Origin of the sequence: Micromonospora inyonensis (assembly GCF_900091415.1) — a bacterium.
Lineage (GTDB): Bacteria > Actinomycetota > Actinomycetes > Mycobacteriales > Micromonosporaceae > Micromonospora > Micromonospora inyonensis.
In genome coordinates, this window is sequence record NZ_FMHU01000002.1 from 2246049 (window position 1) to 2271118 (window position 25070).

Annotated in this window: 6 protein-coding genes and 1 pseudogene; 3 read left to right on the plus strand and 4 right to left on the minus strand. The window is 71.7% G+C overall.

What is annotated here, in order from left to right:
* The first annotated feature begins 129 nt into the window (after positions 1–129).
* Genes cbiE through cobF form a run of 3 tightly spaced genes read left to right on the plus strand, consistent with a single transcriptional unit; the run spans position 130 to position 2899 of the window.
* Positions 130–1356 carry a precorrin-6y C5,15-methyltransferase (decarboxylating) subunit CbiE gene (gene cbiE / locus GA0074694_RS24420; RefSeq protein WP_091462327.1) on the plus strand — a complete coding sequence of 409 codons (1227 nt, stop codon included), beginning with the start codon at positions 130–132 and terminating at the stop codon, positions 1354–1356.
* Positions 1353–2123 carry a precorrin-4 C(11)-methyltransferase gene (gene cobM / locus GA0074694_RS24425; protein WP_091463874.1) on the plus strand — a complete coding sequence of 257 codons (771 nt, stop codon included), beginning with the start codon at positions 1353–1355 and terminating at the stop codon, positions 2121–2123. The genes cbiE and cobM overlap by 4 nt, the downstream gene beginning before the upstream one ends.
* A 5-nt stretch (positions 2124–2128) precedes the next feature.
* A complete protein-coding gene (cobF, locus tag GA0074694_RS24430; protein WP_091462330.1) occupies positions 2129–2899 on the plus strand; it encodes a precorrin-6A synthase (deacetylating) in 771 nt (256 codons plus the stop codon).
* A gap of 227 nt (positions 2900–3126) precedes the next feature.
* Here cobF and GA0074694_RS24435 read toward each other — a convergent pair.
* The 4 genes and pseudogenes from GA0074694_RS24435 to GA0074694_RS33775 all read right to left on the minus strand — a co-directional run.
* A pseudogene (locus tag GA0074694_RS24435) lies at positions 3127–3492 on the minus strand (ABC transporter permease); the annotation flags it as partial.
* A 155-nt stretch (positions 3493–3647) separates the two neighbouring features.
* Complete coding sequence (locus GA0074694_RS24440; RefSeq protein WP_141714320.1) at positions 3648–4847, minus strand: IS110 family RNA-guided transposase; 1200 nt, start codon at positions 4845–4847, stop codon at positions 3648–3650.
* A 183-nt stretch (positions 4848–5030) separates the two neighbouring features.
* A complete protein-coding gene (locus GA0074694_RS24445; RefSeq protein ID WP_425413634.1) occupies positions 5031–5285 on the minus strand; it encodes a hypothetical protein in 255 nt (84 codons plus the stop codon).
* A gap of 209 nt (positions 5286–5494) precedes the next feature.
* Complete coding sequence (locus GA0074694_RS33775) at positions 5495–24682, minus strand: toxin glutamine deamidase domain-containing protein (protein WP_091462334.1); 19188 nt, start codon at positions 24680–24682, stop codon at positions 5495–5497.
* Positions 24683–25070 lie beyond the last annotated feature (388 nt).

Below are 25070 nucleotides of genomic sequence, written 5' to 3' on the forward strand. Positions count from 1 at the left end.
ACCGCCCCGGGCTCGTCGACCTCTCCGGGCCGACCCACCGGTGTTCCTCACCGCGCCGTCGCCGCAGATGATGTCACATCCACCCCCGCCACGACAGGTGCCGATCATCCTCGGCTACCGTTCGACCGCGTGAGCCTCTCGACAACCCTGGACCCGGTCACCGTGGTCGGCGTCGGCGCCGACGGCTGGGTCGGCCTCGGCGCGGCCGGCCGGCGGGCGGTGACGGACGCCCAGGTCGTCGTCGGCGGCCGACGCCACCTCGACCTGCTGCCCGAATCGGTCCGGGCCGAGCGGGTGCCCTGGCCGACGCCTCTGCTGCCCGCCCTGCCCGGCCTGCTCGCCGCCCACGCCGACCGGCGGATCTGCGTCCTGGCCAGCGGTGACCCGATGTGGTACGGCATCGGCACCCACCTGGTGGGGTTGCTCGGGCCGGACCGGGTGCACACCGTGCCGCACCCGTCGGCGATCTCGCTGGCCTGCGCCCGGATGGGCTGGCCGGTGGAGCGGGTCACCGTGCACAGCGCCGTCGCCCGGGACCTGGACCGGGTCCGGCGCGACCTCGTCCCCGGCCGGCTGCTGCTGGTGCTCAGCACCGACGCGCACACCCCCGCCGCACTGGCCGCAACGCTGGCCGACGCGGGTTACGGGCCCAGCGAACTGACCGTCCTGGCCGCGCTGGGCGCCGACCGGGAGGAGCGGGTCACCGGTACGGCCGGGGAGTGGACGGCACCGCCCGGCGACCCGCTCAACGTGGTCGCCGTCCGGGTGGTCGCCGCCGACGGGACCCGGCCACTGTCGACGGTGCCGGGGCTGCCCGACGACGCCTTCGACCACGACGGGGCGCTGACCAAGCGGGAGGCCCGCGCGCTGGCCCTGTCCCGTCTCGCCCCCACCGGCGGTGAGCTGCTGTGGGACGTCGGGGCCGGGTGCGGCAGCATCGGCGTCGAATGGCTGCGCGCCGACCCGGCCTCGGCCGCGATCGCGGTGGAGATCCGCCCGGAGCGGGCCGCACGGATCGCCGGGAACGCCCGCACGCTCGGGGTGCCGCACCTGCGGATCGTGCAGGGACGGGCACCGGAGGCGCTGGCCGACCTGCCCACCCCGGACGCGGTCTTCGTCGGCGGTGGGCTCAGCGTTCCCGGGCTCTTCGACGTGGTGTGGGACGCGCTGCGTCCCGGTGGCCGGCTGGTCGCCCACGCGGTCACGTTGGAGGGTGAGCGCGAACTCGGCGAACGGGCCGCCCGCCTCGGTGGCGACCTGACCCGTCTGGCGGTGGATCGGGCCGCGCCGCTGGGTGGCTTCACCGGCTGGAAACCGGCCCGGCCGTTGGTGCAGTGGGCGGTGGTACGACCGTGACCGTGTACTTCATCGGCGCCGGACCGGGCGCCGCCGACCTGATCACCGTCCGGGGGCAGCGGATCCTGGCCCGCGCCCGGGTCTGCCTCTACGCGGGCAGCCTGGTCCCGGACGACCTGCTCGCCGTCTGCCCGCCCGGGGCGCGGCTGGTCGACACCGCCGACCTGAACCTGGACGAGATCGTCGCGCAGATGACCTCCGCGCACGCCGCCGGGGAGGACGTCGCCCGCCTCTGCTCCGGCGATCCGGCGGTGTTCAGCGCCGTCGCCGAGCAGGTCCGCCGGCTCGACGCGGCCGGCGTGCCCTACGAGATCGTGCCGGGCGTCCCGTCGTACGCGGCCGCGGCGGCGTCGCTGGGCCGCGAGCTGACCGTGCCGACGGTCGGGCAGACGGTGATCCTCACCCGCACCCAGGCCCGCTCCACGCCGATGCCGGCCGGGGAGGATCTCGCCGAACTCGGTCGCAGCCGGGCCACCCTGGTGCTGCACCTGGCGGTCGCCCGGACCCGGGAGCTGGCCGCCCAGCTCGCCGTGCACTACGGCGAGGACTGCCCGGTCGCGGTGGTGGCCAACGCCAGCCGCCCGAACGAGGTGATCCTGCGCGGCACCCTGGCCGACATCGCCGACGCCGTCGAGCAGGCCGGGGTACGCCGGACCGCCGTGATCATCGTCGGTCAGGTGCTGGCCGCGGACGCCTTCCCGGACAGCTACCTCTACTCCCCCGACCGGGACCGGGCGGCGAAGCGTCGCCGCCCTGGGGCACACTGAGCGCCGTGCGGACAATCCTGATCATCGGTATCGGCGCGGGCGACCCGGGCCAGCTCACCCTGGCGGCGGCGGAGGCCCTCGGCCGGACGGATGTCTTCTTCGTGCTCGACAAGGGCGTGGAGAAGCAGGACCTCATCGCCCTGCGACAGGAGCTGATGCGCCGCTTCGCCCGGGACGACCACCGGGTGGTGGAGGTCCGCGACCCGGATCGGGACCGCACCGCCGAGGGGTACGTCCGGGCGGTGGACGACTGGCGGCGGGACCGGGCCGACCTGCTGGAGGCCGCGATGGCCGAGAACCTCGCCGACGGCGGCACCGGGGCGTTCCTCGTCTGGGGCGACCCGGCCCTCTACGACAGCACCCTCGCCGTGGTCGAGGAGATCGAGGCCCGGGGGAAGCTCGACGTCGACCACGTGGTGATCCCGGGGGTGAGCAGCGTGTCGACGCTGGCCGCCCGGCACCGGATCGGGCTGAACCGGGTCGGCCGCCCGTTCCTGGTGACCACCGGCCGGCGGATCGCCGATCGCCTGCCGCCGGACGTCGACGACATCGTGGTGATGCTCGACGCGCACTGCACGTTCACCCGCCACGTCGACGAGAACCTCGACATCTACTGGGGGGCGTACCTCGGCACCGCCGACGAGATCCTGGTCGCCGGGCCGCTGGCCGAGGTGGCGCAGGAGATCGTCGAGACGCGGCGGGCGGCACGCGAGCGCAAGGGCTGGATCATGGACACCTACCTGCTGCGCCGCCGCGACCCCGCCACGGCTGGCTGACCGGATCGCGCCCGGCCCCGCCGGGGGACTCCCCCGGGCGGGGCCGGCACGTGTCTCAGTCGGACAGGCGGGCGGCCTCCCGGTCGCGAAGCGGGTCCGGCCGCTGGTCTTGAGCAGCGACCCCTCGTAGATCCGGGCGCCGACGAACACCATCGCCACCGCGGTGACCGCGAGGACCGCCAGCGACAGGAACAGCGCACGTCGCCCGGCGCGCTGGCGACCGACGCCCCGACGTACGCGCCGACCGCGATCAGTGCGATCTGCCCGAAGGCCAGGACCGCCCCGCCGACCACCTTGCTGGCCAGCAGCGCCCGGACCGGCACCGCCGCTACCAGGATTCTCACGATCCAGGTCTGCTTCTCCTCGGTGACGCTCTGCGCGATCTGGAGTCCGAACGTCAGGGACGTGACGAAGAAGACGGACGCGAAGGCGTACGGGATGAGGAAGGCGAGCGCCGGGTCGACGGCGTTCGGGTCGAGCAGCTCGACGGTCGGGCGCGCGCTGAGCACGTCGACCACCTCGGACGGTTCCTCGTCCATCGCCAGCATCCGTGGGCCGTCGACTACCGCCGCGTCGACGTCGCCCGCGCGGACAGGAAAATGACCGTGCTCCAGATGAACGCCTTGTCCCGCAGCTTGCCTTACCCCTCCCTGGCCGAGATCTTCCGCGAGCTCGCCCGATAACCACGCACGACGCCGTCCGCCTCGTCGCGGCCCGGGAGATCCGGGGGGTGTCCCTATGGGTTTCGTCAAGCAGCGATCGGCGTGGTCGGGCGGGGTTGGTAGGGGATCTTGTCGCGGAGCATGGCGTAGAGGACGTCGCAGCGGCGTCGGGCGAGGCAGATGAGGGCGGCGTTGTGGCGTTTGCCTTCGGCTCGTTTGCGGTCGTAGTAGGCCCTGCTGGTGGGGTCGGCGAGGGCGGCGAACGCGGCGAGGAAGAACGCGCGTTTGAGCTGTTTGTTGCCGCCTCGGGGTGGGTGCTCACCGCGGATGCTGCTGCCGGATCGTCGGGTGACGGGGGCGAGGCCGGCGTAGGCGGCGAGGTGGCCGGGGGTGGCGAAGGCGGTGCCGTCGCCGACTTCGAGCAGGATCCGGGCTGCGGTCCTGACGCCGATGCCGGGCATCGAGGTCAGGACCGAGGCGAGAGGGTGCGCATCGAGCATCCTTTCAACCTCGCCGGCGACCTGGTCGCGTTGCCGCAGGGTGTCGCGGAGGCTGTCGGCGAGGCGGGGCAGGATCGCCTCGGCTGCTTGGGTGCCGGGGACGGTGACGGTCTGCTCGTCGAGGGCGGTCATGATCTGCTCGACGAGACGTTCGCCCATGCGGGGCGCGTGGACGGTGGCGATGGAGAGCAGTTTGCGGCGGCCGGCCTTGCGCAGACCTGCTGGTCCGCCGCAGCGGGACAGCAGTTCCAGGACGGCCTTGTGCTGTACCTTCGGGCCGAGGACGCGTTCCAGAGCGGGGTGGATCTGGGTGAGCAGTCCCCGGATCCGGTTCGAGATGCGGGTGGCTTCGCCGGCGAGGTCGTCGTCGAAGCCGACGAGGACTTCCAGCTCGGCCAGGGTCTCGTCGCCGGTGTCGACCCGCCGCAACGTGTGAGGCAGAGTGCGGGCGGCATCAGCGATGACGTAGGCGTCTCGGGCGTCGGTCTTCGCGTTGCCGGGGTGCAGGTCGGCGATGCGGCGCATCGCCAGGCCGGGTAGGTAGGCCACCTGATGACCGCACGCCCGTGCCACCGCGACGGGCAGGGCGCCGATCGAGGCAGGCTGGTCGACCACCACCAGAACCGCGCCGTGACGGCCGAGTTTGTCGAACAGGTGCCGCAGCCGGGTCTCGGTGTTCGGCAGCGGCGCGTCGTGCAGCCGTCTGCCGTCCGGGGTCAACCCGACCGCGTGATGGCCTTCCTTACCGACGTCCAAGCCGAGGAAGACGCCGTATCCGCCGTGCACCAGACCCGCCTCCACACCTCGTCGCGTGGGTTCCCCGGCCACAGTCAGGGCGTCGGACTGCCGGCAGCCACGTTACGAAGAGACCTACCCCGCACGGGGTGGCCGTGTCCCTATCAGCGGTCCGCCGACGCCACCCGACCCGGCGACAACACCCCCCGGATCATCAACGACAGGGGCAGTAAGTCATACCGGGCCGGGCGACCGAGGAGTCCCCGGCTGGGGACGATCAAAAGGGTAACGGGGGGGACGGAACGCGCGCACCGGCCCACGATCGACTACCGCGCGCAGCACCGACTGGTCGTCGACGCCGGCGGCCAGGTCGAAGACGGCGTACGCGCCGTCCAGGTCGACCACGGTCACCCCCGGCTGGGCGCGCAGCCGCCGCGCCGCCCCTGGCCTGGAAGCGCCGCAGTTGCGGCGACGGCGCCAGAGGGCCATGACTGTACGACGGGCTGTGGCCTCTGCCCGGCACGGTCGACGGGGACGGACACTGGTTGGTGATCCGCCGCTGCATCACCAGGTCGGACTCGGCTACTACCAGGTTCACCGACAGGACGCCTGATACCGACGCATAACACTCGTTCTGGTTCCACGATGCCGGCCAGCAGCCGACAGGAATGCTCGAATTTGTCACTCATCAATGTCGGCTATCTCCCGCCCGGTTCGGCGTCATGTCCCGCGGCAACCGGCCCATCCGGTACCTCGGGCAACCCCGCCGGCCCGGCAGCACCATCGGACAGGGACCACAACCGCACCGTCCGGTCCCAGCCGGCGGAGACCACCACCCGCCGGCCCGACTCGCCCTGCCACCCCGACTCGTCCTGCCACAACGTCAACGCCAGCACCGCGTTGGTGTGGCCCTCCAACGTCCGGAGCCGCTCACCGCTGTCCGCGTCCCAGATCATCACCGTCCCGTCCCCGCCAGCGGAGGCCAACCGCCAGTCCGACCCCACCCGCCACGACGCCACCGCCGTCACCGGGCCGGCGTGGCCCTCCAACGTCCGCAGCTCCACACCGGTGGCCGCGTCCCAGATCCGCACCGTCCCGTCCACCCCGGCGGAGGCCAACCGCCAGTCCGACCCCGCCTGCCACGACGCCAACGCCGCCACCGCGTTGGTGTGGCCCTCCAACGTCCGCAGCTCCACACCGGTGGCCGCGTCCCAGATCCGCACCGTCCGGTCCGCGCCGGCGGACGCCAACCGCAGGTCCGACCCCGCCTGCCACGACGTCACCGCTGACACCTGGCCGGCGTGGCCCCTCAACGTCCGGAGCTCCACACCGGTGGCCACGTTCCAGATCCGCACCGTCCCGTCCCAGCTGGCGGAGGCCAACAGCCAGTCCGACCCCGCCTGCCACGACGTCACCGCCCTCACCACGCCGGTGTGACCCGCCAACGTCCAGAGCCCCACACCGGTGGCCGCGTCCCAGATCCGCACCGTCCCGTCCACCCCGGCGGAGGCCAACCGCCAGTCCGACCCCGCCTGCCACGACGTCACCGCCACCACCGCGTTGGTGTGGCCCTCCAACGTCCAGAGCCGCTCACCTCTGGCCGCGTCCCAGATCCGCACCGTCCCGTCCTCGCTGGCGGAGGCCACCCGCGGGCCCGCCGCCCCCTGCCACGACGTCACCGCCCACACCACGCCGTCGTGGCCCTCCAACGTCCGCAGCTCCACACCGCTGTTCGCGATCACGGGTTCGGCGTCATTTCCCGCGTCAACCGGCCCATCCGGCACGTCGGGCAACCCCGCCGGCCCGGCAGCACCATCGGGCAGGGACCACAACCGCACCGTCTGGTCGTCGCCGGCGGAGACCACCACCCGCCGGCCCGACTCGCCCTGCAACGACGTCAACGCCCCCACACCGCCGGTGTGGCCCTCCAACGTCAGGAGCTCCTCACCGGTGACCGCGTCCCAGACCCGCACCGACCCGTCGTCGCTGGCGGACGCCACCCGCCAGTCCGACCCCGCCTGCCACGACGCCAACGCCACCGCCCCGCCGGTGTGGCCCTCCAACGTCAGGAGCCGCTCACCACTGGTCGCGTCCCAGACCCGCACCGTCCCGTCCCTGCTGGCGGAGGCCAACCGCCCGCCCGACTCGCCCTGCCACGACGCCAACGCCCCCACACCGCCGGTGTGGCCCTCCAACGTCAGGAGCCGCTCACCGGTGACCGCGTCCCAGACCCGCACCGACCCGTCGTCGCTGGCGGACGCCACCCGCCAGTCCGACCCCGCCTGCCACGACGCCAACGCCACCACCCTGTTGGTGTGGCCCTCCAACGTCAGGAGCCGCTCACCGGTGACCGCGTTCCAGATCAACACCGACCCGTCCCAGCCCCCGGCGGAGGCCAACAGCCGGTCCGACCCCGCCTGCCACGACATCACCGCCACCGCAGCGCCGATGTGGCCCCGCAACGTCAGGAGCCGCTCACCGGTGACCGCGTTCCAGACCCGCACCGTCCCGTCCCAGCTGGCGGACGCCACCCGCCAGTCCGACCCCGCCTGCCACGACGTCACCGCCGACACCGCCCTGGTGTGGCCCCTCAGCCTCCGGAGCTCCACACCGGTGGCCGCGTCCCAAATCCGCACCGTCCCGTCCCCGCTGCCGGAGGCCAACCGCCAGTCCGACCCCGCCTGCCACGACGTCACCGCCCACGCCCCGTCGGTGTGGCCCTCCAACGTCAGGAGCCGCTCACCGCTGACCGCGTCCCAGATCAACACCGACCCGTCGTCGCTGGCGGAGGCCACCCGCGGGCCCGCCGCCCCCTGCCACGACGTCACCGCCACCACCTCGTCGGTGTGGCCCGCCAACGTCCGGCGCTCCACACCATCGACCACGTCCGCCGCTGATGTGTCAGCATCGATTCGCGCCTGTTCGAGGTGTTGGTCCAGCTCCGCGGCCGCTGCCTCAACCTCGCCGAGCCGGACCCCCAGCCCCCCAAGCTCTCTCGCGGGCAACAATTCGACGTAGGCGTCCACGGTGCGCGGCATCCGCGCACGGCTGAGACCCTGCATCGCCCCGAGGTACGGGTCGGACAGCCCCGCCAGGACGGACCGCGCCTGGCTGTTGTCCTGACCGAAGGCGGTCAAACGCCGCAACGCTTCCTCAGCGGCTTGCAACCTGTCCATACGCGTCTCGTGGTCCCCGACGAGGGTCTCCCACCGTCGGGTCAGATCCGCACGCGCAGCAGCGACCTCGGCGTCGGAAACGGGCACCGTCTGCTCACCCGACCCGACCGCACCATCCCCAGCCTGCCCCGGCACCACCGCCGCCTGAACCGGCAGCGACGAGACCCGCTCCTCCAACCACTGCCGCGCCAACCCGAACGCGCTCACCGCGGAGAACAACTCCGCCCGCCACTGCTCGGACACCTCCGGCACCCGCCCCACCACACGCACGTGGGGCACCGGCGGTGACACCCCAAGGGCCGCCCGCAGCTCGGAAACCTGCGCTGCCGCACCGTCCGCCGACCACAACAACGCCACGTCCTGGCCATGATCCGCCAGGAACTCGTCGAACTTCGCCAACCCGAGACCCAGCACAGCGGACGGATCGACAATCCGCCGACTACCTTCTCTCTGGACCCCCTCTGGCAGGTTCTCGTCCGGGTCTTCAGGTCTGTCGATCACCACCGGCCGGCCCGGTGCCGTGTAGAAGGCCCAGGCACCCAGATACACCGCCTCCAACACGTACTGGACGGCCTCCGGCACCTCCTCTTCCGGTGTCGCCACCGCGTCCCACACCCGCTCAATTTCGGCGACGATCCGGTCTTGCACCTCCTCGGCCACCACCCCGTCAACCCGCGCCCCCGCCGCCGCCAGCCGCCGGTTGCGCTCCTGGCCGGCCCACCTCTCCAACCGCAGATCAGGCCGATCCGTCCCCACCGGGAGCGCACCCTCACCCGTCCACCCGCGCGTAAGCCCGACCAGCCGCTCACCCAACGCCACCAACTGGTCCACCCGCTCACCCATCCGACGCTGCCCGTCCACCCCCACCGCCGGATCACCCACCACATCGGGAAGCGCCGCCTTCAACTCCCCGGCCCAACCCACCCGACCCCGAGCCGCCGCCCCACCCGGCGCCCTCACCGCCTCCGCGATCTCCTCCATCTCGGCCAACACGCGGGTCCACCCCTCCGCCTCGACCAGATCCCGCGCCGGCCGAAGGCCCCCACCCACCGGATCACCGACGGCCAACTCATCCATCCGCACCGGCCACAGGTCATCCTCAGCCGTATGCGTCAACACCACCGTCGACACCCACCCACCGAACCCGTGCACCACCACATACACCGGCTCCCGCAACCCCGACGCCGCCGGCGGCAACGCCCCATTCAGGAAGTCGAACATCGACGGCACGACCGCCTTCGGGTCGCCCGGACGCGGCCCCGGCACACCCACCACCAACACCCGCGCACCATCCGGCACCCACGCCGGCCCCACATCCGGCACCCCCGCCGCCAGACTCTCCCCCAGAGCCGCCACCGCGATCTCGTCCGCGAGCAACTCCGCCTGCCGCAACTGCGTCACCCGCAAACCACGCTCCGACCGCACTCTCGGAAGGAACACCCAATCCCGGAAATGCGAGAACGCCAGCTGATTCCACCGCCACCAATCCACATCAAAAGACAGGAGGTACGGCCCATGGTCAACGGGCAATCCAGCCAGCCTCCGACGGCCCCGATAAGCAAGATCAGCGTCCTCATTGATCGGATGCGCCTGGAACTCCCGCAACAACGCCGGGAACGTCTCCCGACCCGAGAAATCGACAGCGACCACACCGTCCGGAACCGCCCCCGCGCCCGCGCCCGCCACATACCGCCCGAGGACCGCCACCGCCCCCGACTGGCCACGCGACGCCCGCAACGCCGCGACCTCGACCAACGTCCGTGACTCCACCCCAGGAACAACAGACGGGTCAGCACCGTACGGCGACAACTCGATCACCGCCGCCTCCGGCACCGTTACCCCCAACCCACCATCAAGCAACCGCCCCACCAGACCCAGCACACCCTCATGCCCACGGTCCTCGAACGCCACCACCACCCGCCACACCGCATCACCCGCAGGCCGATCCTGCCCCGCCCTCGCCGCCCACGCCTCCGCATCCGTCACCGCCTGCTCCCGCGCCACCGCAGCAAGACGCTCCACATCAACCCCAGCGCCCACACCCTCCGGATACACCACCACCCACCCACGACCCGACTCCGTCCGGAACCGCTCCCCCGACACCACCGACAACCCCACCGACCCGACAGCGTCATCCGACAGGGACCACAACCGCACCGCCCGGTCCCCGCCGGCGGCGGCCAACAGCCGCCGGCCCGGCCCCTCCGGCCACGACGTCAACGCCCGCACCCCGCGGTCGTGGCCGGCCAACGTCCGGAGCAACACACCACCGGCCGCGTCCCAGATCCGCACCGCCCCGTCCATGCTGGCGGAAGCCAGCAGCTGGCCCCACTCCCCCTGCCACGACGTCAACGCCCGCACCGGGCCGGTGTGGCTGGTCAACGTCCGGAGCACTACACCCTCGTCCACGTCCCAGATCAGCACCGTCCCGGCCACGTCCGCGGAGGCCAGCCGCCGGCCCGCCCCCTCCTGCCACGACGTCACCGCCGACACCCGGTGGGTATGGCCCTCCAACGTCCGCATCAACACACCGTCGCCCGGATGCCAGATCCGCACCGTCCCGTCCAGACTCGCAGAGGCCACCAGCCGGCCCGACTCGCCCTGCCACGACGTCAACGCCGTCACCGGGCGGGTGTGGCCCTCCAACGTCTGAATCACCACGCGGCGGTCCACGTCCCAGATCCGCACCGTCTGGTCGACGAAGCCAGCGGTGGCCAACAGCCGCCGGCCCGGGTCCTGCCACGACGTCAGCGCCCACACCGGGCCGACGGGGTCGGTCAACGTCCGGAGCCACACACCACGGTCCACGTCCCAGATCAGCACATCCCCGTCCATGCTCGCGGCGGCCACCCGCCAGCCCGCCCCCTCCTGCCACAACGTCAACGCCCGCACCCCGCCGTTGTGGCCAGGCAACGTCCGGAGCCACACACCACGGTCCACGTCCCAGATCACCACCGTCCCGCCCCTGCCGGCGGTGACCACCCGCGGACCCGACTCCGCCTGCCACGACGCCACCGCCAACACATCGTGGGGGTTTCTCAGCGGACCCCGCCTATCCGGCACGACGGACAGGTGGGCGACGGGAAGGTCCAGTGCGACAGTCCGGTCATGCCAGGGTGCGACACCGCCGTTCTCATGAGGTCCCGACTCGGCCGGGGCCACGGTGACGTTGACAGCGAACGCCTCGGACAGCAGATGCGGCAGCGCCCCCGTGAGACGGGGAACCGACGTCCCCCGCGCATCCAGGGCCTGCCGCACCAACGCCCTGTCCTCCGGGGACAGACCGGCCCTTCCCCCGTCGAGAACGTCCGTTCTGTCGACGAGGTAGTCGAACGAATCGCGCAGAAGGTCGCGGACGGCGTCCGGCGTCCGCTCCCCCAGCGACACCGCAACCCCAGCCCCCACCCTGTCGAGGAACTGCGCGAACAACCGATCCCACACGTCCGACCGCAGCAGCCCAGCCGGCAGGGACGGCAACGGCACAGAAACCGAAACGGACTCCGACGGGGGCCGGGCACCCCCATCCATCCCGGCCAGATCCTCTTCTTCCGGAACGATCTCCTCGGTGACTTCGTCGAGCACGACCTCGACGGGCGATCCCGAGCCGGCCGCCGGTGTCGTCATATCGAATCCGGCCAGCGGGTCGTCCCACCACGGAAAAGCCGAAGGGTCCGGCTCGACCGGCGGGGGCGACGTCGACGTGGTCCGCGCCGCCCCGTCCATCCCGGCCAGATCCTCTTCTTCCGGAACGATCTCCTCGGTGACTTCGTCGAGCACGACCTCGACGGGCGATCCCGAGCCGGCCGCCGGTGTCGTCATATCGAATCCGGCCAGCGGGTCGTCCCACCACGGAAAAGCCGAAGGGTCCGGCTCGACCGGCGGGGGCGACGTCGGCGTGGTCCGCGCCGTCCGGTCCATCCCGGCCAGATCCGCTTCTTCCGGGACGGTGGTGGTCGGGTCGTCTGCCACCCCCGCCGGCGGGCGCGGGACACCCACACCGTCGGTGGTCGCCACGAACCGCAACCGGCCAGGCTCCACCGGCCCCCGAGCCAACCCACCCCGCTGACCGTCGAGGAACACCACCTTCCCACCATCGGTACGCACCACGTTCACCGCATGCGAAACCCTGTCGCCCTCACCGGTCATCACCAGCACACCCCGGGCACCAGGCTCCGCCCCGGCCATCACCTCCACCACCGCGTCGTAGTCAGCCACATCCACCAACGGCCGACCCTCCGCGTACCGCTGCAACCACACCACCGGCGACGGCACCTCCGGCGGCACCTGCCACACCACCCCGTCCGCCAACGACATGTCAGTACCGATCACCGCCAACACACAGTTCGTCGCCGAATCCCGCCACCGCGAACCCGGACTGTCCGGATCGTCACCACGACCCGGATTCACACTCCCCAGCCACCCGAACCGGGCCGACACGTCATCCTCCGACAGCTGACTCGGCAGCAGCACACCCCCGCGTCCCGCCTCACCAGCCACATCCGCCGAAGAATCCGACCCACCCGAATCGGAGCCGTTCCCCCCATCAACCGGCCCATCCGGCACGCCGGGCAACCCCGCCGGCCCGCCAGCATCATCGGGCAGGGACCACAACCGCACCGTGTGGTCGTCACCGGCGGAGACCACCGCCCGTCGGCCCGACTCGCCCTGCAACGACGTCACCGTCCGCACCCTGCCGGTGTGGCCCTCCAACGTCCGGAGCAGCGCACCGCTGTCCGCGTTCCAGACCCGCACCGTTCCGTGCGCATCGGCGGTGGTCAACCGCCGCTCCGACCCCGCCTGCCACGACGTCACGGCCACCGCCCCGCCGGTGTGGCCCTCCAACGTCAGGAGGGGCGCACCGGTGACCACGTTCCAGACCCGCACCGTCCCGTCCTCACTGGCAGAGGCCAACCGCCGCTCCGACCCCGCCTGCCACGACGCCAGTGCCACCACAGCGCCGGCGTGGCCCCGCAACGTGAGGAGCGGCGCACCGGTGACCGCGTCCCAGACCCGCACCGTCCCGTCCCAACTGGCGGAAGCCAACCGCCGGTCCGGCCCCGCCTGCCACGACGCCAGTGCCACCACACCGCCGGTGTGGCCCCGCAACGTCAGGAGCCGCGCACCGCTGGCCACGTCCCAGACGAACACCGTCCCGTCCGCCCAGTCGGCGGAGGCCAACCGCCGGTCCGCCCCCGCCTGCCACGACGCCACCGCCCCGACACCGCCGGTGTGGCCCCCCAACGTCAGGAGCCGCGCACCGGTGACCGCGTCCCAGACGAACACCGTCCCGTCGTCGCTGGCGGAGGCCACCCGTGGGCCCGGCTCCCCCGGCCACGACGTCACCGCCCACACCGGGCCGATGTGGCCCCGCAACGTCAGGAGCCGCGCACCGGTGACCGCGTCCCAGACGAACACCGCCCCTTGCATGTCGGCGGTGGCCAAACGCCGGTCCGGCCCCGCCTGCCACGACTCCACCGCCACCACCCCGTCGGTGTGGCCCCGCAACGTCCGGAGCGGCGCACCGGTGAGCGCGTCCCAGATCCGTACCGTTCCGTCGTCGCTGGCGGAGGCCACCCGTGGGCCCGGCTCCCCCGGCCACGACGTCACCGCCCACACCGCGCCGGTGTGACCCTCCAACGTCCGGAGCTCCACACCGTCGACCACGTCCACCGAAGATGGGTCAGGCGCCTGTCCGAGGTGCTGGTCCAGCTCTGCGGCCGCTGTCTCGACCTGACCGACCCGGTCCCCCAGCCCCCCGAGCTCGCCCGGGGGCAACGATTCCACGTAGGCGTCCACGGTGCGGTGCATCCGCGCCCGGCTGAGACCCTGCATCTCCTGGAGGTACCGGTCGGACAGCCCCGCCAGGGCGGACCGCTCCCGCGCCAGGGCGGACCGCGTCCCGCTGTGGTCCTGACCGAAGTCGGTCATCAGCCGAATCGCCCGGTCAGCGGCATCGATCCGCCGTAACGCTCCGTCAGCGGCGTCCATCCGCCTCGCGTGGCCGTCGGCAAGATCTCGCCACCGCCCGATCAGATCCGCCCGCGCAGTGGCGACCCCGTCGTCGGAAACGGGCACCGCCTGCTCACCCGACCCGGCTGCACCGTCCCCGGCCTGCCCCGGCACCGCCGCCGCCGGCAACGACGAGACCTGCTCCTCCAACCACTGCCGCGCCAGACCGAACGCGCTGACCGCGGAGAACAACTCCGCCCGCCACTGCTCGGACACCTCCGGCACCCGCCCCACCACACGCACGTGGGGCACCGGCGGTGACACCCCAAGGGCCGCCCGCAGCTCGGAAACCTGCGCTACCGCACCGTCCGCCGACCACAACATCGCCACGTCCTGGCCATGATCCGCCAGGAACTCGTCGAACTTCGCCAACCCGAGACCTAGCACAGCGGACGGATCGACAATCCACTGGCCATCTTCTCTCTGGACCCCCTCCGGCAGGTCCTCGTCCGGGTCTTCAGGTCTGTCGATCACCACCGGCCGGCCCGGTGCCGTATAGAAGGCCCAGGCACCCAGATACACCGCCTCCAACACGTACCGAACGGCCTCCGGCACCTTCTCCCCCGGTGTCGCCACCGCGTCCCACACCCGGTCGATCTCCTCCTCGACCCGGTCCGTCACCTCCTCGGCCACCACCCCGTAAACCCGCGCCCCCGCCGCCGCCAGCCGCCGGTTGCGCTCCTGGCCGGCCCACCTCTCCAACCGCAGATCAGGCCGATCCGTCCCCACCGGGAGCGCACCCTCACCCGTCCACCCGCGCGTAAGCCCGACCAGCCGCTCACCCAACGCCACCAACTGGTCCACCCGCTCACCCATCCGACGCTGCCCGTCCACAGCCGCCGGATCACCCACCACGTCGGGAAGCGCCGCCCTCAACTCCCCGGCCCAACCGACCCGCCCCGGAGCCGCCGCCCCCACCGCCGCCGCGATCCGCTCCACCTCGGCCAACACGCGGGTCCACCCCTCCGCCTCGGCCAGATCCCGCGCCGCCCGAAGGCCCCCACCCACCGGTCCGCCCGGGACCAGCTCACCCATCCGCACCGGCCACAGGTCATCCTCGGCCACATGCGTCAACACCACCGTCGACGTCCACCCACCGAACCCGTGCACCACCACATACACCGGCTCCCGCAACCCCGACGCCGCCGGCGGCAACGCCCCATTCAGGAAGTCGAACATCGACGGCACGACCGCCTTCGGGTCGCCCGGACGCGGCCCCGGCACACCTACCACCACCACCCGCGCACCATCCGGCACCCACCCCACCGGCCCCACATCCGGCATCGGCAGATTCTTCGCCCCCAGAGCCACATTCAGAATCTCCGGCGCAAGCAACTCCGCCTGCCGCAACTGCGTCACCCGCAAACCACGCTCCGACGGCACTCTCGGAAGGAACACCCAATCCCGGAAATGCGAGAACGCCAGCTGCTCGAACCGCCACCAATCCACATCAAAAGACAGGAGGTACGGCCCATGGTTAACGGGCAATCCATCCAGCCTCCGCCGGCCCCGATAATCAAGATCAGCGTCCTCGTTGATCGGATGCGCCTGGACCTCCCACAACAACGCCGGGAACGTCTCCCGACCCGAGAAATCGACAATGACCACACCGTCCGGAACCACCCCCGCGCCCACGTCCGCCACATGCCGCCCGAGGATCGCCACCGCCCCCGACTCGTCACGCGCTGCCCGCAACGCCGCGACCTCGACCAACGTCCGTGACTCCACCCCAGGAACAACAGACGGGTCAGCACCGTACGGCGACAGCTCGATCACCGCCTCCTTCGGCACCTCCACGCCCAACTCACCGTCAATCAACCGCTTCGCCAGAGCCAGCACGTCCTCATGCCCACGGTCCTCGAACGCCAGCACCACCCGCCAGACCGCATCATCCGCAGGCCGATCCTGCCCCGTCCTCGCCGCCCACGCCTCGGCATCCGTCACTGCCTGCTCCCGCGCCACCACAGCGAGACGCTCCACATCGATCCCGGCGCTCACGCCCTCCGGATACACCACCACCGACCCACGACCCGGCACTGTCCGGAACCGTTCCGGGGCACTGTCCGACAGGGACCACAACCGCACCATCCGCCTCTGGCCGACGGCCAACAGCCACCGGCCCGGCCCCTCCGGCAACAACGTCAACGCCTCCACGCCGTCGTGGCCCTCCAACGTCTGAAGCAGCACACCGCGGTCCACGTCCCAGATCCGCACCGTCCCGGCCACGTCGGCAGCAGCCAACAGCCGCCAGCCCGACTCGTCCTGCCACGACGTCAACTCGTTCACCAAGCCGTCGTGACCCTCCAACGTCTGGAGCACCACACCGCGGTCCACGTCCCAGATCCGGACCGTCCCGCCCGAGCCGCCGGAGGCCACCCGCCGGCCCGCCCCCTCCTGCCACGACGTCACCGCCAACACCACGCCGGTGTGGCCGGTCAACCTCCGGACTTCCACACCGCGGTCCACGTCCCAGACCAGCACCGCCCCGACCCCGCCAGCGGAGGCCAGCACCCCGCCAAACTCGTCCGGCCACGACGTCAACGCCATCGGTCCGGGGTCGCCGGTCAACCTCCGGACTTCCACACCGTTGTCCACGTCCCAGACCAGCACCGTCCCGTCGTAGCCGGCGGAGGCCAACCGCCGGCCCGCCCCCGCCGGCCACGACGTCAACGCCACCACCTCGCCGGTGTGGCCGGTCAACCTCTGGAGCACCACACCGCGGTCCACATCCCAAACCAGCACCGCCCCGTCCCTGCCAGCGGAAGCCATCAACTGCTGGCCCAACCTGCCCTGCCACGACGTCAACACCCCGTAGTGGCGGCCCGCCAACGTCTGGAGCACCACATCACGGTCCACGTCCCAGATCCGCACCGCCCCGACCCCGTCCACGGAGGCCACCCGCGGGCCCGACTCCGCCTGCCACGACGCCACCGCCGACGCGTCGTAGCGGTGGATCAGCGGACCCCGCCCATCCGGCACGACGGACAGGTGGGCGACGGGAAGGTCCAGTGCGACAGTCCGGTCATGCCAGGGTGCGACACCGCCGTTCTCATGAGGTCCCGACTCGGCCGGGGCCACGGTGACGTTGACAGCGAACGCCTCGGACAGCAGATGCGGCAGCGCCCCCGTGAGACGGGGAACCGACGTCCCCCGCGCATCCAGGGCCTGCCGCACCAACGCCCTGTCCTCCGGGGACAGACCGGCCCTTCCCCCGTCGAGAACGTCCGTTCTGTCGACGAGGTAGTCGAACGAGTCGCGCAGAAGGTCGCGCACGGCGTCCGGCGTCCGCTCCCCCAGCGACACCGCAACCCCAGCCCCCACCCTGTCGAGGAACTGCGCGAACAACCGATCCCACACGTCCGACCGCAGCACCCCAGCCGGCAGGGACGGCAACGGCACAGGAACCGAAACCGCCTCCGACGGGGGCCGGGCAACCCCGTCCATCCCGGCCAGATCTGCTTCTTCCGGGACGGTCACGGTCGTGTCGTCTGCCACCCTCGACGGCGGGCGTGGGGTGCCCACACCGTCGGTGGTCGCCACGAACCGCAACCGGCCAGGCTCCACCGGCCCCCGAGCCAGCCCACCCCGCTGACCGTCGAGGAACACCACCCTCCCGTCATCGGTACGCACCACGTTCACGGCATGGGAAACCTCGTCGCCCACACCCGTCGTCACCAGCACACCCCGGGCACCCGGCTCCGCCCCGGCCATCACCTCCACCACCGCGTCGTAATCAGCCACATCCACCAACGGCCGACCCGCATACCGCTGCAACCACACCACCGGCGACGGCACCTCCGGCGGCACCTGCCACACCACCCCGTCCGCCAACGACATGTCAGTACCGATCGTCGCCAACACACAGTTCGTGGCCGAATCCCGCCACCGCGAACCCGGACTGTCCGGATCGTCACCACGACCCGGATTCACACTCCCCAGCCACCCGAACCGGGCCGACACGTCATCCTCCGACAGCTGACTCGGCAGCAGCACACCCCCGCGTCCCGCCTCACCAGCCACATCCGCCGAAGAATCCGACCCACCCGAATCGGAGCCGTTCCCCCCATCAACCAACCCATCCGGCACCTCGGGCAACCCCGCCGGCCCGCCAGCACCACCGGACAGGGACCACAACTGCACCATCGAGTCCGCGTCGCCGCCGGCCATCCCCCACCGGCCCGGCCCTGCCGGCCACGACGTCAGCGCCAGCAACGGGGCGGGGGCTTCCACCGTCTCGATCAACTCACCGTCCGCGTTCCAGATCCGTACCGTCCCGTCCACGCTGGCCGCGGCCACCAGCCGACCCGTCCCCGCCGGCCACGACGTCACCGCCGCCCACTCCGTGCCGTCAGTGGCCCCCAAGGTCCACAGCAACGCGCCGCTGTCCGCGTTCCAGATCCGCACCGTCCCGTCCGCGCTGGCGGAGGCCACCAGCGGGCCCGACTCCGACGGCCACGACGTCAACGCGAACACCGGGCCGTCGTGGCCGGTGAACCTGCCGGTCTCCACACCACCGTTCGCGTCCCAGATCAGCACCAGCCCGTCGCTGTCGGCAGAGACCAGCAGCGGGCCCGACGCCCCCTGCAACGACGTCACCGCCAACACCGCGCCCTCGTGGCCGTCCAACCTCCGCTCCACACCGCTGGCCGCGTCCCAGATCAGCACCGACCCGTCCATGCTGGCGGAGGCCACCAGGCGGTCCGGCCCCGCCTGCCACGACGCCACCGCCGACACCGAGCCGTCGTGGCCCTCCAACCTCTGCCGCTCCACACCGCTGGCCGCGTCCCAGATCAGCACCATCCCGTCATTGCCGGCGGAGGCCACCAGCCGCTCCGCCCCCGCCTGCCACGACGCCACCGCCGACACCGGGCCGTCGTGGCCCTCGAACGTCACGAGCCGCTGACCGCTGGCCACGTCCCAGATCCGCACCGTCCCGTCGTCGCTGGCGGAGGCCACCCGTGGGCCCGACTCCCCCAGCCACGACGTCACCGCCCACACCGGGCCGTCGTGGCCGGTCAGCGGACCCCGCTCATCCGACACAACGGAAATCTGTGGGGTGCCAGCAGCAGCTCGCGCCTGTTCGAGGTGCCGGTCCAACTCCGCGGCCGCTGTCTCGACCTGGCCGAGCCGGTCCCCCAACCCCCCGAGTTCGGTCGCGGGCAACGAATCGACGTAGGCGTCCACGGTCCGTGGCATACGCGCACGGCTGAGACCCTGCATCTCCTGGAGGTACCGGTCGGACACCCCCGCCAGGGCGGACCGCGCCGGGCTGTCGCCTTGACCGGGGGCGGCCATCCGCTGCGACTGCCAGTCAGCGGCGTCCATCCGCCTCGCGTGGCCGTCGGCAAGAGCCTGCCACCGTCGGATCAGATCCGCACGCACAGCAGCGACCCCACCGTCGGAAACGGACACCGCCTGCTCAGCCGACCTGGCCGCCACCGCTTGGCCGTCGGACTCGGTGGGCCTCCCACCGAAGGCGGTCGCACCATCCCCGGCCCGACCCGGCAGCGCCGCCGGGCCCACCGGCAACGACGAGATCTGCTCCTCCAACCACTGCCGCGCCAGGCCGAACGCGCTCACCGCGGAGAACAGCTCCGCGCGCCACCGATCGGACACCTCCGGCACCCGCCCCGCCACGCCCGCCCACCCACGCGTGTGCCCGACCAGCCGCTCGCCCAACGCCACCAACTGATCCACCCGCTCACCCACCCGGCGATGCTCCTGCGCCCCCACCGCCGGATCAGTCACCGTCACATCGGGAAGCGCCGCCCTCAACTCCTCGCGCCGGGCCACCCAACTCCGAGCCGCCCCACCCGGCCCTTCCACCGCCTCCGCGATCCCCGCCAACTCCGCCCGCACACGAGCCCACTCCTCGGCCTCGATCTGATCCCGCGGCTCCCGAAGGCCGCCAACCGCCGGCTCGCCGATGGCCAGCTCACCCATCCGCACCGGCCACAGGTCATCCTCAGCCACATGCGTCAACACCACCGTCGACGTCCACCCACCAAACCCGTGCACCACCACGTACACCGGCTCCCGCAACCCCGACGCCGCCGGTGGCAACGCACCATTCAGGAAGACGTCGAGGATCGACGACAGGACCGCCCCGGGATGCACCGGACGCGGGCCCGGCACACCCACCACCAACACCCGCGCACCATCCGGCACCCACCCCCGTCCCACATCCGGCACCACCGCCAGACTCTCCCCCGCACTCGCCGCCGCGACCTCCCCGGCGAGCAACCCCGCCGGCCGCAACTGCGTCACCCGCAAACCACGCTCCGACGGCACATCCGGAAGGAACACCCAATCCCGGAAATACGAGAACGCCCGCTGCCCCAACCGCGCCCAATCCCAATCAAAAGACAGGAGGTACGGCCCATGGTTCACGGGCAATTGAGCATCCGCCCGACGCCGCCGATACTCAAGATCAGCTTCCTCGTTGATCGGATGCGCCTGGACCTCCCAGGACAACGCCGGGAACGTCTCCCGACCCGAGAAATCGACAGCGCGCAGACCCGGCGGAACAACCCCCGCCTCCGCCCCCGAATCCGCCACATACTGCCAACGGGCCGCCACCGCCCCCGACTGGTTGAACGCCGCCCGCAACTCCGCGACCGCGACCAACGTTCCCGGCTGCACCTCAGGAACACCAAACGGGTCAGCACCGTACGGCGACAGCTCGACCACCGCCGCCTCCGGCACCTCCACGTCTGACCTCAGATCACCAAGAAGCAAGCTCCCGACCAGATCCAGCACACCCTCAGGCCCAGGGTCCTCGTACACCAACACCACCCGCGAGACCGCATCACCCGCAGGCCGATCCTGCCCCGTCCGCGCCGCCCACGCCGCGGCATCCGTCACCGCCTGCTCCCGGGCCACCACAGCAAGACGCTCCACGTCAACCCCAGCGCCCACACCGTCGGGATGCACCACCACCCACCCGTCACCCGGCACCACCGACCACCCCGCCGCCCCCGTAGCGTCGCCAAAAGGCTGGGACAGACCGGTAGGGTCGCCAGACACCTGGGACAGATACGGCCCGAGCAAGCTCGCCACGTCCGGAACACCCAACGAGGACGCCGGCCTCGACGCAAACAACTCCTCCTCCGAATAGCCCGGAACAACCGCAGTCGCGTCGTCCCCCACACCCGCCGGCGGCGCATACAAAGGACCGTACGACTCCCCCACGTCCGGAATACCCAACGAGGACGCCGGCCTCGACGCAAACAACCTCTCCTCCGAATCGACATCCGAACCCACGGCAGGGGAATCAGACCCCGTCCGGAACTCCTCCTCCGGCGCCCTCCGGTCCATCCCGGCCAAATCTGCTTCTTCCGGGACGGTGGTGGTCGGGTCGTCTGCCACCCTCGACGGCGGGCGTGGGGTGCCCACACCGTCGGTGGTCGCCACGAACCGCAACCGGCCAGGCTCGACCGGCCCCCGAGCCAGCCCGCCCCACTGACCGTCGAGGAACACCACCCTCCCGTCATCGGTACGCACCACGTTCACGGCATGGGAAACCCTGTCGCCCTCACCGGTCATCACCAGCACACCCCGGGCACCCGGCTCCGCCCCGGCCATCACCTCCACCACCGCGTCGTAGTCAGCCACATCCACCAACGGCCGACCCTCCGCGTACCGCTGCAACCACACCACCGGCGACGGCACCTCCGGCGGCACCTGCCACACCACCCCGTCCGCCAACGACATGTCAGTACCGATCACCGCCAACACACAGTTCGTCGCCGAATCCCGCCACCGCGAACCCGGACTGTCCGGGTCGTCACCACGACCCGGATTCACACTGCCCAGCCACCCGAACCGGGCCGACACGTCATCCTCCGACAGCTGACTCGGCAGCAGCACGCCCCCGCGTCCCGCCTCACCAGCCACATCCGCCGAAGAATCCGACCCGCCCGCCTCGGAGTCATTCCCCGCATCAACCGGCCCATCCGGCACCTCGGGCAATCCCGCCGGCCCGCCAGCACCACCGGACAGAGACCACAACCGCACCGTCCAGTCGTCACTAATGTCGTCGCTGGAGACGGACATGTCACTGACCGACGTCCGGTCGCTGGCGTTGTCGTGGATCAGCGTGCCGTCGGTGCGGGGGGCAACGCCCCCCGGCACCGTACTGCGGCCCCCGGCCGCATCCGGCGCGCCCGGCGTGCTGGGCATACCCGAAGTGCCCGGCGTATGGGGGGTGGCGGGCGTGGCGCTGCCGGTGGCCTGGGCGAGTACCTGGTGGTATCCGTCGACCCAGTCCCGTTGGAAGGACCTGGCGAGGGCGTCGTGGCGGGCAGGCTCGACGCCGTACTGGTCGGCCAGGGCGGTGAACTGGGTCTGCGCCAGGCTGGCCGCCGCTGGGGTGTGCTGCTCGGGAGTCACCGGCACGTCGGTGCGCCGGCTTGCCGGGGTGTCCACTGGGGACGGGGTGGTGTCCGGTCCAGTGCTGTCGGGGACGGTCGCGGCCGTGAAGCGGGCGGGCAGGTCGGTGACCACCTGCCGGACCACGTCCGCCACAGCGTTGACCTGCGCGGCACCCGGGCTGGTCGCCGCAGCCGGCAAAACGCTGGGCGACACGGTGAGGGGTGCGGTGAGTGGTGGGGTGGGGCCGAGGATCGCGTCGAGGCTCCCGTCCACTTGGGCCCGCACGTCACGGACGACCGCCGCGCGCACGGCGTCCGACGGGACCGCCGCCGTCCCGGATCCTCCCGGCACGCCAGCGCTCCCTGACGTGCCGACGGCTGTCGGCAGGGCGGCGCCTCCCGGCAGACCAGGGGCCCCCGGCACGTAAGCGTCCCCCGGCACGTAAGCGCTCCCTGGTCGGACGACGCCGTCTGGCAGGGTGGCGGTCGCCGGTGTGCCGGTGGTGAGGTACTGGTCGATGTGGTGCTGGGCGGCCAGATGCACGGCCGCGCGCAGCGCCTGCCGGTCGAACTCCGCCGGCAACGCGGCGACGACCTGCTCCGGGCGTACCGCCGCCGGGATCGGCCCACCGGTGGTGACCGACTGTGCGAGGGCTTCGGTGATCCGGGCGACGGCCTGGTCCCGGACACCGGTCAGATACTGGCCGGTGAGAGCGGTGGCGGGTAGGCCGATCCGGGACAGGAAAGCGGGAACGGCCGGGTCGTTCTGCCGGGTGGCGGCCCACTCGGTGAAGACCTGCTCGACCGGCACGGGAAGCGCGGCCAGGAACTGCCGCGCCTGCCCCGTCCCGGCGAGCAGCCCACCGTAGTGATCCACCAGTTCCCGCTGGAACCGCTGCCACTGCTCCACCACCGGCGCGCCGGCGACCGCTACCCACTCCGGCACGGGCACCACCGGCACCGTCGGCACCGAGAAGTTCGGCACGGACCACGACGGAACCGGCAGGTCCGGCGTCGACCACGACGGAACCGGCAGGTCCGGCGTCGACCACGACGGAACCGGCAGGTCCGGCGTCGACCACGACGGAACCGGCAGGTCCGGCGTCGACCACGACGGAACCGGCAGGTCCGGCGTCGACCACGACGGCGCGGACAGGGCCGGCGTCGACCACGCCGGCACGGGCATCGGTTCAGGCGCCGCAGGCGCCGGTGGCGACAGCGCCGGTGCCGACACCAGCGGGACGGGCACCGGGGCCGGCCCGCCAGAGCCCGCACCCGCCGGATCGTCGACCTCCGGCTGATACGTGGACGGTGCCGGAGTGACCGGAGCGACCGGCCTGCCGTCGGCGGTGAAACCGGTACCGGCGGGCATGTTCCACCGGGGCCGGGTCGGATTGAACCCCAAACCGACAGCCACGCGACGCGCAGCGGCCCCGGCCCCGGACGCGCCCAACTCACCCGACCCCGACAACGCCCCGGAAATCACGGCCATACCGAGACCACCGGGGTCGTAGGTCCCGTCGACGATGTAGCTGGCGGCGATGTCGCCGACCACCTCCAGGCCGATCTCCGACACCGGCACCATCATCAGGCTGGTCAGCAGGTTACGCGTGGCATCCGACACTTCGAACTTCGCCAGAGCACCACCCACGACCCCGGCGAACCGGCCCAACGCCGGCCCGGCCGCCGTGGTCACACCCGCCACCGCCAACCCGTACAACGCCTGCTTACCGACCTGCGCCCAGTCGACCCCCGGCATCAGACCATCAGCCAGCATGCTGATCTGCGCCAACAACGACGACCCCGGCATGAACAACATCTGGATCGCCGTGCTGCTCGCCGCCGCCCGCACCATCGACGACCGCAGGATCGTCTGGATGATCGTCCGGGTCTTCACGATGTGCGCCGCCGCCTCCACCGGCAGGAAGAACGCCATCGCGAACGCGACCGCCAACTCCGTCATCATGAAGACGAACATGACCAGCGCCTGACGATCCGTCAGCTCCATCTGGTTCAGGAAGCCCCGCATCGCCTGAGCCACGCCGACCTTCACGTCGGCGACCCCGTCCAACAACTCCACGAACGGAGCCGTCTGCGCCACGAACCGGTCGAAGACCTCACCCTCGCCCGCCGCCCGAACCGCCTTGATCGCCTGGATCAGCTCCGGAACCAACAGGGTCCGCACCCGACCCGCCAGCACCTCCAACGCGTTCAGGTCGTACGCCAACACCGGCAGATTCGACCGGTGCAACCGCATCCCGGTGAACGCCTCCAACGCCCGCTTCGACGACTCACTGAGCCCAACGGAAGGAACGGCGGCCTCACCCATCGCGTAACGCCCCCTCCCCACCCGCCCCGATCAGAGGCACCCGATGCGAATCACCCAGCGGCCCAGACCACCACCCCAGCCCTCGGCCACTCGTCCCCGCGGATCAACCCCGCGCACCGCCGCTCATGTCGGGAACCAGCTCGGGTGCCGGTGCCCTCGGTCCTCCCCGACACAGCGACAGAGGTCCACCTTCTCGCCCTGAAATCCAGGGCCGCACGCATCTCGGCCAACAGTTCCTCGTCGCTCAACGTGCTCATCCCGACACCTCCCTCTGTTACCTCACGACTGAACCGTGGCAGTGGGTTCACCACCCCGACCGCACATTACCCTCCCCCTACCGGAGCCGTTCGTCCTAAACCTCGATCCGTGGACGACGGGTGATCCACTG